Source organism: Cupriavidus sp. USMAA2-4 (genome assembly GCF_001854305.1).
Classification (GTDB): Bacteria; Pseudomonadota; Gammaproteobacteria; order Burkholderiales; family Burkholderiaceae; genus Cupriavidus; species Cupriavidus malaysiensis.
Map to the genome: position 1 here is coordinate 2600746 of NZ_CP017749.1, position 13517 is coordinate 2614262.

The 13517-nt window shown below is 63.8% G+C and carries 11 protein-coding genes; 6 read left to right on the forward strand and 5 right to left on the reverse strand.

Features of this window, described 5'->3' with window-relative positions:
* Positions 1-28: 28 nt before the first annotated feature.
* Positions 29-928 carry a LysR substrate-binding domain-containing protein gene (locus BKK79_RS31365; RefSeq protein WP_071039801.1) on the reverse strand — a complete coding sequence of 300 codons (900 nt, stop codon included), beginning with the start codon at positions 926-928 and terminating at the stop codon, positions 29-31.
* A gap of 182 nt (positions 929-1110) precedes the next feature.
* Here BKK79_RS31365 and BKK79_RS31370 point away from each other — a divergent pair, with 182 nt between their 5' ends.
* Genes BKK79_RS31370 through BKK79_RS31380 form a run of 3 tightly spaced genes read left to right on the forward strand, consistent with a single transcriptional unit; the run spans position 1111 to position 3528 of the window.
* A complete protein-coding gene (locus tag BKK79_RS31370; RefSeq protein ID WP_071039802.1) occupies positions 1111-2271 on the forward strand; it encodes a CaiB/BaiF CoA transferase family protein in 1161 nt (386 codons plus the stop codon).
* Complete coding sequence (locus tag BKK79_RS31375; RefSeq protein WP_071039803.1) at positions 2268-3110, forward strand: FAS1-like dehydratase domain-containing protein; 843 nt, start codon at positions 2268-2270, stop codon at positions 3108-3110. The genes BKK79_RS31370 and BKK79_RS31375 overlap by 4 nt, the downstream gene beginning before the upstream one ends.
* Positions 3111-3123: 13 nt before the next feature.
* Positions 3124-3528 carry a Bug family tripartite tricarboxylate transporter substrate binding protein gene (locus tag BKK79_RS31380; protein ID WP_442873309.1) on the forward strand — a complete coding sequence of 135 codons (405 nt, stop codon included), beginning with the start codon at positions 3124-3126 and terminating at the stop codon, positions 3526-3528.
* A 392-nt stretch (positions 3529-3920) separates the two neighbouring features.
* Here BKK79_RS31380 and BKK79_RS31385 read toward each other — a convergent pair whose 3' ends face one another.
* Entirely contained in the window at positions 3921-4469 is a 549-nt protein-coding gene (locus BKK79_RS31385) for a flavodoxin domain-containing protein (RefSeq protein WP_071039804.1), read from the reverse strand.
* 246 nt (positions 4470-4715) lie between these two features.
* Between BKK79_RS31385 and BKK79_RS31390 the strand changes: the two genes are divergently transcribed.
* The 3 genes from BKK79_RS31390 (at position 4716) to BKK79_RS31400 (ending at position 9881) form a co-directional block, all read left to right on the forward strand.
* A complete protein-coding gene (locus BKK79_RS31390; RefSeq protein WP_442873261.1) occupies positions 4716-6803 on the forward strand; it encodes a 3-hydroxyacyl-CoA dehydrogenase NAD-binding domain-containing protein in 2088 nt (695 codons plus the stop codon).
* A gap of 19 nt (positions 6804-6822) precedes the next feature.
* Positions 6823-8001 (forward strand): acetyl-CoA C-acyltransferase, encoded by a 1179-nt coding sequence (locus BKK79_RS31395; RefSeq protein WP_071039805.1) that lies wholly within the window; start codon positions 6823-6825, stop codon positions 7999-8001.
* Positions 8002-8231: 230 nt separating this feature from the next.
* Positions 8232-9881 (forward strand): AMP-binding protein, encoded by a 1650-nt coding sequence (locus BKK79_RS31400; RefSeq protein WP_198173352.1) that lies wholly within the window; start codon positions 8232-8234, stop codon positions 9879-9881.
* 582 nt (positions 9882-10463) lie between these two features.
* Here BKK79_RS31400 and BKK79_RS31405 read toward each other — a convergent pair.
* The 3 genes from BKK79_RS31405 to BKK79_RS31415 all read right to left on the reverse strand — a co-directional run bounded on the left by BKK79_RS31405 (position 10464) and on the right by BKK79_RS31415 (position 13275).
* Positions 10464-11567, reverse strand: a complete 1104-nt coding sequence (locus BKK79_RS31405) for a porin (RefSeq protein WP_071039806.1) — start codon at positions 11565-11567, stop codon at positions 10464-10466.
* Positions 11568-11867: 300 nt separating this feature from the next.
* A complete protein-coding gene (locus tag BKK79_RS31410) occupies positions 11868-12278 on the reverse strand; it encodes an LIC_13387 family protein (protein ID WP_198173353.1) in 411 nt (136 codons plus the stop codon).
* Between the two features lie 280 nt (positions 12279-12558).
* Positions 12559-13275 (reverse strand): enoyl-CoA hydratase-related protein, encoded by a 717-nt coding sequence (locus tag BKK79_RS31415; RefSeq protein ID WP_198173354.1) that lies wholly within the window; start codon positions 13273-13275, stop codon positions 12559-12561.
* Positions 13276-13517 lie beyond the last annotated feature (242 nt).

Consider the following 13517-nt stretch of genomic DNA (forward strand, 5'->3'; position numbering starts at 1 on the left):
ACCGGTACCGGTACCGGTACCGGCCCCGCTACACCTTGCCGGCATCGGCGAGCAATGCCACGAGATGGTCGCGGATGATGTTCGGCACGACGGGATCGCGCTGGATGCAGATATGCAGATGGCGCATCGACCAGGGTTCGTCGATGGTGACGGCCGCCAGCTCGCTGAGGTCGTCAGGCTGCAGTGCCGAGCGCGGCACGATGCCGATGCCTGCGCCGGAAGCCACCAGCCTGGCGATCGCGCGATAGCCCGAGACCTGGACCATGACATCCAGGCGGCCGCCCAGGGCCGTTGCATGGTTCATCAGGAAGGTATGCAAGGCCGCGCCGTGCCGGAGGCTGATGAAGGGCTGTTTGAGGCAGGCGGAAAAATGGGCACTTTTCTGCCTGGATAGCTCGGTGCCCAGCGGGGCGAGGATGATGAGTTCGTCATCGCGGTAGGGGATGAACTCGAGGTCCGTGTGCCGCGGTGCGTCCACCGCGACGATGCCGATATCCGCGCGTCCGGCGGCGACGGCTCCGATGATGTCATGGCTCATTCTTTCCTCGAGCGTCACCCGCGCGTTCGGATGTGCCTGGAAGAACCTGGACAGGTCATCGGGCAGGAAAGAGCTGATCGCATTGTTGTTCGCAAAGAGCGTGACGTGGCTCGGCAGGCCGTTGCCAAAGGGCAGCAGGTCCGCGTGCATCTGCTCAAGGTGTGCGAGACAGCGCCTGCAGTGTTCGAGCAAGACCTGCCCTGCGGGGGTGATTCCCACGCCACGCGCCTGGCGCGTCAAGAGCGGGGCGCCAATGGTGTCCTCGAGCGCCTTGATGCGCAGGCTGACGGACGACGGGGCGAGATGGACCCTGGCGGCGCCGCGGGTCAGGTTACCTTCCTCGGCCACCGCGAGAAAGACCCGAAGGTCGGTGAGGTCGTAGTGAAACATCGTTGCAGGTTGACAAAGTCTTGCTAATTCTAGCCCGCATCAGGGCCGGATTCCGGCCAGAAGTGCCGTCGCTTCCCGATCTTCGTTTGTAGCAGGCAAACGGTAAGTTCGGGACATCTCAATTCTCCAGGGGGCGCCCCTTGGCCATACTGCCCGGCATCGAAGGCAAGCAACGAAGGGCTATGGAAACGGTTGAAGAGACGAAAAAGCCGCTGGAGGGCATCCTGGTGGTGGCAATCGAGCAAGCGCTGGCCGCGCCGCTCTGCACGAACAGGCTCGCGGAGATGGGGGCCCGCGTCATCAAGGTGGAAAGGGCGGAGGGCGACTTTGCGCGAGGCTACGACAGCGCAGCGAACGGGGAGTCTTCCTATTTCGTCTGGACCAACCGTGGCAAGGAATCCATCGTCATCGATTTCAAGCAGCCAGACGATGCGGCGCTGCTCCATCGCATCATCGGCGCGGCCGACATCTTCATCCAGAATCTGGCGCCCGGGGCATTGAAACGTGCCGGATTCTCTAGTGCTTCGCTTCGCGAGCGCAATCCGCGCCTGATCACCTGCGACATCAGCGGCTACGGTGACGGGGCCGAGGTCAGCCATCTCAAGGCCTATGACATGCTGGTGCAGTGCGAGAGCGGGCTGGCGGCCATCAGTGGCGCCCCCGAAGCCTACGGCCGCATCGGCGTATCCATCTGCGATATCGGCGCCGGCATGAACGCCACGATCGGAGTATTGAGCGCTCTCGCGCAGCGTGAACGCACGGGCCAGGGACTGGGTATCGAGGTCTCGCTCTTCGACGGCGCCGCCGACTGGATGACGATTCCCTACCTGCACGAGACAGTTGGCGCGGGGGCTCCGACGCGGCAAGGCCTGCGCCATCCCTCGATTGCGCCCTACGGGGCCTTCGCCACGGCGGACGGCGGTGAGATTGTCATCAGTATCCAGAACGAGCGCGAGTGGACGGCTTTCTGCCGGGTCTTCCTGCGACAGCCCGAACTCGCAAGCTGCGCAGAGTTTTCCAGTAACAACGCGCGTGTCAGGAACCGGGACGCGTTGGAAAGCAGGATTGGCCAGGTTTTCGGTGCGCTCAGCACCGAGCAAGCGCTGCAACGGCTGGCCGAGGCCCAGACGGCTTTCGGACAGGTACGGAGCGTGGCTGAGTTCGGGGCGCATCCGGCGCTTCGCACCTGGCCGATGCCTGTGAACGGCAGGATGCTGGAGATGATTGCTCCTGCCGTACGCACGCCGTGGGACGAAGGATTCTTCCGCGGCGCCCCCGCACTCGGTAGCGATACCGCTCGCATTGCGGCCGAGTTTGCCGCTGCCACAGAGGAGACAGCATGACCCAGCTTGATCTGGCCCACCTGGAACAGTGGATTGGCAAAGTGCAGAAGGACCAGGACATGCTGTCCGCTCGCCACGCGAGGTTGATGGCCGCCACGGTCGGCATTCCCGGCGAGGGGCTTGTCGGTGGCGCACCACTTCCCCCGTTGTGGCACTGGATTTTCTTCCTGGAAGGCCAGCCGCCACAATCGCTCGGCCGTGACGGTCATCCGGCCCGCGGTGGATTCTTGCCACCGGTGCCCCTGTCCAACCGGATGTGGGCGGGAGGGCGTCTCGAATTCCATGAGCCTTTGCGCATCGACAGCGTTGTCGAGAAGACGTCGCAGGTCGTCTCGATCCAGCACAAGCAAGGTCGCAGCGGTGACCTGGTCTTCGTCAGCGTTCTGCACGAACTGAGCGCGGGCGGCAAGCTGGCCATTCGTGAGATACACGACATTGTCTATAAAGAGGCGACCCCGCCCGGCGCGAAGAAGGAGAAGCTGATTGCGCCGGGAATCGCGACGCACAGCCGCCGGTTCAAGCCCGACTCCACGACACTGTTTCGCTATTCCGCATTGACCTTCAACGGTCACCGTATCCATTACGACGCCGACTACTGCCGGCAAGTCGAAGGCTATCCGGACCTGGTTATTCATGGGCCGCTTCACGCCACGCTTCTCACGAACTACGCGGAGGAGGTGGCGGGCAAAGCGCTGAAGCGGTTCGAATACCGCGGGCTGCAGCCCAGTTTCCTGGGGGAGCAACTCTCCATCAACGCCCGACCTGGCGACGAGGGCCTGCTGCTCTGGACGGCGCTGGCCGACGGTCAACCGGCAATGAAAGCCGAGGCCAGCTTCTAAGCATCCGCGGAATATTCAGAACCAGGAGACATGCAATCAGGTCCAGCTCATGTTCTCCACCATTCCCACCGCATTGCCGTTCATCAAGGCCGGGAAGTTGCGCGCCATCGCGGTGACCGGCTCCGAGCGTTCGCCGGTCTTCCCGCAGCTTCCAACGGCCAAGGAGGCGGGTTATCCCGGGATGGTGGTCGACTCGTGGTTCGGTGTGTTCGGTCCGAGGGGCGTCCCCGCCGAAGTGCGAGCCCGGTTGGAAAAGGCCGTGAAGGACGTCGTCAACGACCCATCGGTGGCAGACCGGCTGCGCGCCCAGGGTGCGGAACCGAGGAGTTCCACCTCCGGCGAGCTTGGGGCAACGCTGGCGGCGGATCTGCGCAACTGGAACAAGGTGATCGCTGCCGCCAAGGTCAGCCTGGAGTAGGGCTTCCGGTTTCCGTTGCCTGCCGGCTCAGCGGCCCCCGAGTTTCCCGGTGTCGAATCCCGTCACGAAGAAGTCAATGAGGCCATAGCCGAAGATCCACTGGTTCCGCTCAAAGAAGACTTGCCGTGGCGCCTCGCCGCCTTTGACGCCCTTCGTCGTCTTCGCCTGTTCAATGAACGCGGGACCCTCCAGAAACTACCGAAGGCCGCCGACTGCCCGCCGGTTGCCGCTTGAGGTAGCCGAGCGCAACGGCGTCTTCTTTTGAGATCCCCTGCCTGGCCTCGTGGCCCATGGCGCCGAGGGTGCGTTGCGTTGGCGCGCTCTCCAATGTGTGCCGGCCCCGTTCATCGACGAACGGGGCCAGCCTTGTGCCGGTGGGCGGTGCTCGCCGTTCAGGCCTGGATCGCCACAGGACTGCCAATGCTCCCAGGCGGATCGCTCTGGCTTAGCGCGCCTGTCGCTGTGCCTTGCGCCGTGCCTTGCGCCGCAGTCAGCAATGCCGGTACCCACTCTTCAAGCCAGGCCAGGGCTGGCTCGTCAGGGAAGGACGTTCTGGATGCATCGATCTCCAGGCGGCTTCCGATTCGCACGGCCCCCTTCGCCGCCAGCGCTTCGTCGATCCTGCGGCCTCCCCCGCAGAACGTCTCAGCATAGGTCCGGTCGCCCAGCGCAATCACGCCGTAACGCATGTGGCCCAGCTCAATGGTGGCGTCCAGCAACTGTGCGTAGAAGCTGCGAATGGGATCCGGTACATCGCCCGCGCCGTGGGTGGCGCAACAGACGAGCAGGGCCGAGGCCTGGGCAAGGATAAGGGGGGTGTCCCGCTGGGGATCGACGAAGTGGCTGGCCAGGCCGAGCTCCTGTAGCCGCTCCGCGGCGAGGTCGGCAACGAGGGAAGCGTTGCCGGATTGAGAGCCTGCAAGGATGAGAACGCCTGCCATGGGTGAGGTTCCGTAGTTCACTGAGTTCTTGCAATGTAATACAAAAACGGATAACGTGGAACTTAAATATGTATTGCATTATCGGGTCGATCGATTGGGGGAGGCAGATGGAATCACGAAGCCATGCTGTGCCGGGGCTCGCGTTGTCGGCCGTCCTGCCATGCGTCGGTCGATCTCGGCATATGCGACGAATGGTACGGGAGTGCCGTGTGTGATCTATCTGCTAACGCATTGAGAAAGGAGCGCGTGCCTGTGTTGAAAGAAATCCTGGATGGGGTGGCTATCGTCGAGTTGGACAATCCGCCGATGAACAGTCTCAACCTTGCGTTGAGGCGCCGGCTGATCGAAACGATCGGGCGTATCGCCGGCATGCCGGAGGTGTCGGCAATCGTTCTGGTTGGCGCGGGAGGCGTGTTCAGTGCCGGCGCGGACATCGGCGAGTTCGATACGCAGCAGGCCTTCGTGGAGCCGTCGATCCATGCCGTGATGGCAGCTGTCGAGTCCAGCACCAAGCCTGTGATAGCGGGTATCGAAGGGCTGGCCATGGGCGGTGGGCTGGAACTGGCCATGGCCGCGCACTGCCGCGTGGCGATGGCGGGGAGCCGTATCGCGCTGCCGGAGATCAAGCTCGGTCTGATTCCCGGCGCCGGCGGCACGCAACGCCTTCCGCGTGCGATCGGCCTTGAGGCGGCCGCGCGGATGATCTGCAACGGGGATCCCGTCAGGGCCGATGCGCCGAGCCTGGCCGGCCTGTTCGACCTGGTGGTCGAGCAGGATCTGCTGGAGGCTTGCCTGGGCCTGGCGCAGCGGATCGTGCGCGATGGCATGAAAGCGTCTTTGTTGCGCGACCGCGCCATGCCGGCGCCGGCGTCGCCGCTGTTCTATCAGGAGTTGGAGCAGCGGGCCGGCAGCAAAGGACAGTGGCCCGCAGCCGTGAATGCGTGTATCGCCTGCCTGCGGGCGGCGGAGGCCATGCCAGTGGAGGCTGGCCTGGCATTCGAACGCGAAGCGTTCATGAAGCTGTTCGACAGCCCGGTTTCCGGCGCACTTAGGCATGCGTTCATCGCCGAGCGGACGGCCGCGAAGATTGCCGGCCTGCCGGTGCAGACCGGGATCCGCCCGCTTCGCGCGGCAGCCGTCGTGGGCGCCGGCACCATGGGAGCGGGTATTGCCATGACGTTTGCCAACGCCGGCATTCCGGTCCGTCTGCTGGAGATGAAGGAAGACGCGCTGGAGCGCGGATTGGCGGTGATCCGTGCGAACTATGAAGGGTCGGTACGGCGCGGCAAGCTCTCGCGGGCCGATTGCGACCAGCGCCTGGCGCTGATCCGGCCCACGCTGTCCTATGAAGAACTGCGCGATGCCGACGTGGTGGTGGAAGCTGTCTACGAAGACATGGATGCAAAAGCCGGTGTCTTCCGGCAGCTGGATACGTTTTGCAAGCCTGGTGCCATTCTTGCCAGCAATACTTCGACGCTGAACCTCGACAAGCTCGCCGCGGTAACGTCGCGGCCGGCCGACGTGGTGGGCATGCACTTCTTCGTGCCAGCGAACGTGATGCCCCTGTTGGAGGTAGTCAAGGCAAGGGAGACCTCGGCGGAGGTCCTGGCGTCAGTGATGAAGCTCGCCAAGCGTCTGAAGAAGACAGGGGTCGTGTCCGGCGTCTGCGACGGCTTCATTGGCAACCGGATGATCGACCCGTATCTGCGCCAAGCCTATTTCCTGCTGGAGGAAGGGGCGCTGCCCGAGCAGATTGACCGCGCGCTCGAAGCCTGGGGGATGGCAATGGGACCGTTCCGCGCAGGTGACCTGACCGGCTTGGACGTGTTGTGGAGTGTACGCAAGCGCCGCTACGTCGAGGTGCCCGGCGTGGTGTATTCCCGCTTGCCGGATCGCCTGTGCGAGCTGGGGCGTTTCGGCCAGAAGACCGGGGCTGGCTATTACCGCTACGAGCCGGGCGCCCGGGAAGGCAAGCCGGACGACGCTGTCCGCGCACTGGTGGAGGGTTACTCCGCGGAGATCGGCAGGGCCCGCAGGCAGATCTCCGACGAGGAGATCGTCTCGCGTTGCATGCTTGCGCTCGTCAATGAAGGCGCGGCGATCCTGGACGAACGCATCGCGCAGCGGGCTTCGGACATCGATGCCGTCTATCTGCTCGGATACGGATTCCCGGCATTCCGCGGTGGCCCCATGTACTACGCGGACACGCTGGGCCTGCGCGAAGTCATCGCATCGATGGCGCGATTCCAGGAACAGGCCGGCTCGGACCCGGCGTTCTGGCAGCCGCACCGCTTGCTGCTCGAATTGGCCGAAAGCAACGGCACTTTTAACTAAACGAAGGGAGACAGTGAACATGAAGGATGCAGTGATCGTTTCGACCGCACGCACGGGTTGGGGAAAGGCATGGCGCGGCGCTTTCAATATGACGCACGGCGCGACCATGGGCGGGCACGTGGTCAGGCACGCAGTGGAGCGCGCCGGTCTCGACCCGGAGGAAGTGGAAGACCTGGTTCTCGGATGCGGCAATCCGGAGGCTGCCAACGGCCTCAATATCGCACGGCAAAGCGCGCTGCGCGCGGGCTTGCCGGTCACGGCCAGCGGCGTCACGGTCAACCGCTTCTGCTCCTCCGGCTTGCAGGCCATTGCGATGGCCGCGCAGGGCATCGTGACCGATGGCGTACCGGTGATCGTGGCGGGGGGCGTCGAATCGATCTCTTGCGTGCAGAACCAGTTGAATACGCACATGCTGCACGAAGCGTGGATCGCGGAGCACAGGCCGTCGGCCTATCTCTCCATGCTGCAGACCGCGGAGATCGTGGCGAAGCGATACGGCATCTCGCGCCAGCGCCAGGATGAGTATGGTGTCAACAGCCAGCTCCGCGCCGCCGCCGCGCAGCGGGCTGGAAAGTTCGCCGACGAGATTGTCCCCATGACAACCGTCAAGCAGCTGACCGACAAGGACACTGGAGAAACGGCGCAAGAGTCGGTCACGATCTCGGCCGACGAGGGCATCCGTCCGGATACCACCTACGCCAGCGTTTCCGGTATCAAGCCGGCCTTCGAGGGGGGCGTCGTGGCGGCAGGGAACGCCAGCCAGTTTTCCGATGGCGCCTCAGCGTGCGTGATGATGGACGGGGTGCTGGCGCAGAGAAAGGGCCTTGAACCGCTAGGTATCTACCGCGGCTTCGCAGTCGCGGGGTGCGAACCTGACGAAATGGGGATCGGGCCAGTGTTCGCCGTGCCGCGCCTGCTCCAGCGTGCGGGCCTCAAGATGGACGACATCGGCCTGTGGGAGTTGAACGAAGCGTTTGCGGTTCAGGTGCTGTATTGCCAGGATCGACTTGGCATTCCGGAGGAGCGCCTGAACGTCAATGGTGGCTCGATCGCCATCGGCCATCCCTATGGCGCCACGGGCGCGCGCCAGGTCGGGCATGCGCTGATTGAAGGCAAACGACGTGGCGTGAAGTATGTCGTCGTCACCATGTGCGTCGGCATGGGCATGGGTGCCGCGGGTCTTTTCGAAGTCTGCTGACCGCGCAAGGCAAGGCACCGGGCCGGGCTCAGCACAGGAGGCGTGGAGGGCCTCCGCAGGCTGATGGGACGGAAAGGCCGCTGCAATGCGAAAGAAAAGCCATGGGCCGCGGCAACGACGGATCGGCGGATTGCCGACTCGCACCGGCCGGAAGCGGAGGCATGAGTTTGCGCGTGGTCCCATGGCTTCATGAGAGCGGGAATGGAAAAGCAAAAATGGAGACATCGCAAATGGAACAGAATGCCTGGAACAGGTACTATCCAGCCGGCGCCTTGGCGTCCTATCGGGAGGAAGAAGGATCGCCGGTGACATTGTTCACCCGTTCGGCGAGCCGGTATCCGGAGCGGAACTGCCTGAGCTTCGGCGGTCTCACCCTAAGCTATGCGCAAACGCTGGATCTCGTGCAGCGCGCGGCGGCAGGGCTGCAAGCGCATGGCCTGCGCAAGGCCGACCGGATCGCCCTGCTGCTGCCTAATCATCCAGGTTTTGTGATCGGATACTACGCCGCGCTTCAGATAGGGGCGGTAGCGGTAGCGATCAATCCGCTTTATCCCACGCGCATGATCGCTACGCAGCTGCACAATAGCGGCGCGCGCGTCCTGGTCGTGGCGGATCTTCCCGGCTTGCTAGAGACGGCCTCGGCGTGTCTGGAGCAGGGCGTGGTCGAATCGGTGATCGTTGTCCGCATGGATGCTTCGGATCTGCGGTCCGGTGCCGACTCGCCAGCGCCCGCCTTGGCGCCGCGCATGGTCTCGCTGGCTTCGATCCTGGCGAACGCAGGCCATCCGCAAGCCGTTGCGATCGATCCGCTGGAAGACCTTGCCGCCTTGCAGGCAACCGGAGGCACCACCGGAACGCCGAAGTTCGCGATGCTGACGCACAACAACTTCTGGATCAATACCCTGCAGGCCAGGCTGATGATGAGCGGGCTGAGAGAGGGCAAGGAGGTCTTCCTTGTCCCGCTGCCGCTTTTTCATATCACCGGCACGACCTTGCTGATGCATCTCGGCCTCGCGGTTGCCGCCGAGCTGGTGCTGATGCCGAAGTTCGATATCGGCGCGGCCATCACGCTATGCATCGAGCGCGGTGTGACCAATCTCGCGGCCGTCCCGACTATCTATACGGCTTTCCTGGATCACCCCGACGCGGACAAGGTCAACTGGCGCGGGATGACCCAGGTGATGGCGGGCGGTGGTCCGCTTCCGCCCGAAACAGGCGTGCGCTTCCTGGAGCGCTTCGGTGTGCGTATCCGCCAAGGTTACGGCCTGAGCGAATGCAGTCCAGGCCTGACGATGATGCCTGACTGCGCAGATGGCCCGGTGAACTCCATCGGGATTCCGATTCCGGGCACGCAGATCCAGATCCGCGATCCTGCCGATCCTGCGCGAGTACTGCCAGCGGGGGAGGCGGGTGAGATCTGCGCCACAGGGCCGCAGGTCATGAAGGGCTACTGGAATCGTCCGGAGGAGACGCAGGCAGTGATGACAGCGGACGGATTCCTGCGCACGGGCGACATCGGCAAGATGGATGCCAATGGATTCATCGAGATTGTCGACCGGTTGAAAGACGTCATTATCGCTAGCGGCTACAAGCTGTTTCCTACCGCGATCGAAGCCGCGGTCTGCGAGCATCCGGCGGTGAGCGAGGTGGCCGTGATCGGCGTTCCCGATCCCTATCGCGGCGAAACCGCAAAGGCGTTCTATAGCTTGCGTCCCGGGGCGGCGCTGGATGCCGACGAATTACGTATCTTCCTGTCCGGCCGCCTGTCGCCGATGGAAATGCCGAAGCTCTTCGAGATGCGGGAGGCCTTGCCGAAGACCGCCGCAGGAAAGATCTCCCGTCTTGCCCTGCGCGAGGAGGAGCGGGAGAAGGCCAGGTAAGCAGCCAGGTAAGCACGTTGCCCGTCAAGTGCAACGCCACGCAGGCGGCGACGGCGCGTTGTCGCCTGCTTTCCACGTTTGCCATCATTCGGGCGCGGCCGCGCGCTGCGGCATACGCGGTCGACCGGCAGGAAGCTGCGGGCCGGCGGCCGACGTCTGCGAACTGCTGAGCCGGTTAAACGTGCTCGGGCAGTTCTTGCCGTGGGCTCGCCGGGCGAGCCGGCGGGACCACAGGCCGCACGCGCCTGACCGGGCCGGCGGCAGCGCTGCCGGCGGCAATCACCCAGGGCATGGCGGAGGAGCATTCTGGCTTCCAGGCCGCGGACGTGCGCCCTTTTTCCATCGATCCGTGCCACTTCCTGTGTGTCATTCCCTGCGTGTCATTCCCTGCGTGCCGATGGCGACGTCGTGAAGACAGGCTCTCCCAAGTAGCACGCTGCGCCCTCGGTCAGATGATGTGGGTGGCCGGTCCGCCGCAGCGTAGCGAATCCGGAGCCGGCACGCTTGCCGGATGACGGAAATGGCCACCCGAAAGGCTGCGCCGAGGACGGGCGCAGGCGAGTCGGGCAGCCATCGCTGCCGTCAGAATTGGTGCTTGATACCGGCGTAGTACATGCGCACCCGTGCGCCGGCGTCCTGCAAGGGCAAGGGAGATGAGCCGTTGAGCCCGCCTAGCCAGAAGTTGTAACGGCCATTGCTCTGGTTGCGCAGCTCAACCGCTGTCACATCCAGCCAGGTGCGCTTGCTCAGGCTGTATTGATAGCTGACCGACAACATGCGCGCGCCGGTTTCGGCCAAGGTGCTGCCGTTCTGGTGCACCGGCAGCGCCTGTCCGTATGTCAGGGAGAACAGATGCGGGCCTGTCGCGTAGCTAAGCGGAACCGCGAAGGCAATGCGATCCTGCCTGCTGCCGGTCACTTTATCGTCGACGCGATTGCGATCCACCACGGCCCCGAGGCGCAAGCCGTTGTATGTGTAGCCAAAGGCGAGCTTGTCGGCCATCTGGTCGAGCGATCCCACGGTTTGCCAGGGCAGGATGCCCTGGCTGTTTCGCTGCATATGGTAGAAGCCGATATTCAAGGGGCCTTTGGTGTAGCTGGGGCTGAGGTACCAGGTACGATTGCGGCCCGCGCCGGGCTGCTCGGCATCGAACGAGTACGATGCCATCACCGCGAAGCCGCCGAAATCCGGCGTTTCGTAGCGTACGGTGTTGTTGAGGTAGTTGCCCGCGAAGTTGGCGCCATTGATGGAGCCGATCACATTCAACGAGTTGGCGGCGCTGGGCGCCGCGTCGAATGCGCCGTGGGTGTCGGTAATGAACCAGTGATGGCTGAAGTACACCGACTGCCGGCCTAACTGCAGACGTCCGAACGTTGCGCTATCCACGCCGACATAGAAGGCCCGGCCCGCGCCCTGCGCGCCGGTGTCGGCGGAGAAGTCCCATTCGAGATGGTAGAGCGCTCTCGCGCCGTTGCCGAGATCTTCCTTTCCGTCGAGAAAGAAGAAGCTGGTCTGGTTGCTTTCCCGGAATACGCGCGACGCCGTGCCGCCGGGATTTGCCGCTCCGCTTACCGACGTGGCATCCAGCCCCAATTTGATCTGACCGCCTAGCAGGACATTCTGGGCGTGGGCGAGGGCAGGGGTGCACAGCGCGGCCGACGCGCAGATTCGTGCAAGGATTCTCATGGTCTCCTCCGTCATTTGTATGATCGATTTCTGGTTGAAAGACTTGGAGCAAGGCGCGCACTCTGTTGTCAGGAAAGTGTTCGCGATGCGCCTGTGCGGATCCGTCGCCTGGTTGTCGCGAGCGTTCGGGGGCGCTCCGAAGCGGGTCTGCTGTGGAGGCTGATCGGTCATTCCCTGGTGGGGAACCGGCGTGTCTGCGCGGCGGTCGCAGCGCAGTGGACACATTGCATGACGAGCGCCGGCGGACCGCCGCAGGCGCTGCCCGAGAGAGCGGATCCGCGCGTGCCGAGTTGCGTCGGCTTATGACGCCAGCGCAATCGCGCCAGCGAGATACAGGGAAAAGGCGAGCAGTATGCCGAGCAGTGGCGTACGGAACCAGTAGCGCTGGGCGACGGCGGCATAGGCCGCCAAGGCCGATGCGCCGACCAGCTGGAGAAACAGGGATGCCCTCAGTAGCCCGGGAGCAGCCTGCGCCAGGTACAGGTAGAACAATCCGAACAGGATCGCGCCGAAGCTATGGCTGGCGTTGAATCCGATCCATGCATTCCACATGGTTGTCCGGCCGGAGATGACCGGAGAGGAAGCCCGCATCTTTGCGGCCGCGTCCTGTTCTTTGGGGTGGAGTTTACGTGAGGCGAAGGTATATGCCAGGTGCACGGCGCCGAGCGCCAGCATGATCGATGCACTGACAGAGATCAGTATTGCTCCCAAGATGTCTCCTTTCAACGAATGGCTGGATTGCCGCAGTGCCGGATCTGACGCCGCGCCGGTGTCCTGATTCTTGAATTCGTGGAATCACTGAGTCTGTCGAGAAACCGAGCGGGGCGAGGCGCGAAGCCGGGCAGGGCTGGGGCCTTGCGAGCATTCGTGACGACGCGTCGTGCGGACCATCGGCGGACTCAGGACGGATCCAGGGCGGACTTGGTCCACGAACTCGTGATCCAGGACACTGGAGGGCTTCCGCTGCGGGACACCGAAAGCGTGTAGCGCATCAGGCCGTGCGGGCGCGTTGTTGAAAAGCGCGGAATCTGTCCTGTGCGTCCGCGCTTTGCATGAGGCGCTGGAACTCCTTTGCTTCCGCGGCGAGGGCTGCCTTGACAGCTGGTGCGGCATGGCTCTTAACGAGCTTCTTCGTGGCCATGGCGGCTTGCAGCGGGAGCGACGCCAGCCTGGCGGCCAATGCCTTCGCGGTTGCGAGCAAGGCGTCGTCGTCCACCACCTTGTAAACCAGACCGGCTTCGGCCAGCTGCGTAGCGGACATGCTTTCCCCCAGCAGAAAGCTCGCCATCGCGCGCTGGTGCCCCAGCGCTGCTGGCAGCAAATAGCTGGAGGCGGCTTCGGGGCAGAGACCAAGCTGCACAAAAGGCACGCTTGCCCGGATCGACGACGCCGCCAGCACAAGGTCGCAATGCAGCAGGAAGGTCATGCCAACGCCAATCACATGTCCCTGCGCCGCGGCCAGCAATGGCTTCGGAAATGTGCTGATCGCGTCCAGGAAGGCAAATGCGGGTGAGGTGGCCAGGTCTTCCGGCGCGTCGATAAAGTCGGCGAGGTCATTGCCGGCAGAGAACGAGGCGCCGGCGCCGGTCACCAGCACCGCGGCTATCTCCGCGCTGTTTGCCGCGTGCTTCAGATGCTCTGCGATGGCGATGTACATCTGCCTTGTCAGCGCATTCTTCTTTTCCGGGCGATTCAAGGTGATGTGCATTACCCGATCCGATACCGCAACTGTGATGTGAGATGTCTCGACTGCCATGATTGCTAGCTCACCTTTGATGGTTGACCGCGGGGACGCATGCCCCTTCGGGTCGTTTCAGGAGGGAATGCCTGCTCAGGTCTGCTGTGCCACGCCTCCGCGTTGCCGGGCATCTGGAGCCGCGGATGGCGGTCAGGCCGGCGCAGAGAGTACGCAAAGTGCGCGCCCCCAGTATAATACGAATTCGACTTCGT

Excerpts from the sequence above, each read along its gene's own strand:
- BKK79_RS31365 (WP_071039801.1), bottom strand. The coding sequence starts at position 928 with ATGTTTCACTACGACCTCACCGACCTTCGGGTCTTTCTCGCGGTGGCC.
- BKK79_RS31370 (WP_071039802.1), top strand. The coding sequence starts at position 1,111 with ATGGAAACGGTTGAAGAGACGAAAAAGCCGCTGGAGGGCATCCTGGTG.
- BKK79_RS31375 (WP_071039803.1), top strand. The coding sequence starts at position 2,268 with ATGACCCAGCTTGATCTGGCCCACCTGGAACAGTGGATTGGCAAAGTG.
- BKK79_RS31385 (WP_071039804.1), bottom strand. The coding sequence starts at position 4,469 with ATGGCAGGCGTTCTCATCCTTGCAGGCTCTCAATCCGGCAACGCTTCC.
- BKK79_RS31395 (WP_071039805.1), top strand. The coding sequence starts at position 6,823 with ATGAAGGATGCAGTGATCGTTTCGACCGCACGCACGGGTTGGGGAAAG.
- BKK79_RS31400 (WP_198173352.1), top strand. The coding sequence starts at position 8,232 with ATGGAACAGAATGCCTGGAACAGGTACTATCCAGCCGGCGCCTTGGCG.
- BKK79_RS31405 (WP_071039806.1), bottom strand. The coding sequence starts at position 11,567 with ATGAGAATCCTTGCACGAATCTGCGCGTCGGCCGCGCTGTGCACCCCT.
- BKK79_RS31415 (WP_198173354.1), bottom strand. The coding sequence starts at position 13,275 with ATGCACATCACCTTGAATCGCCCGGAAAAGAAGAATGCGCTGACAAGG.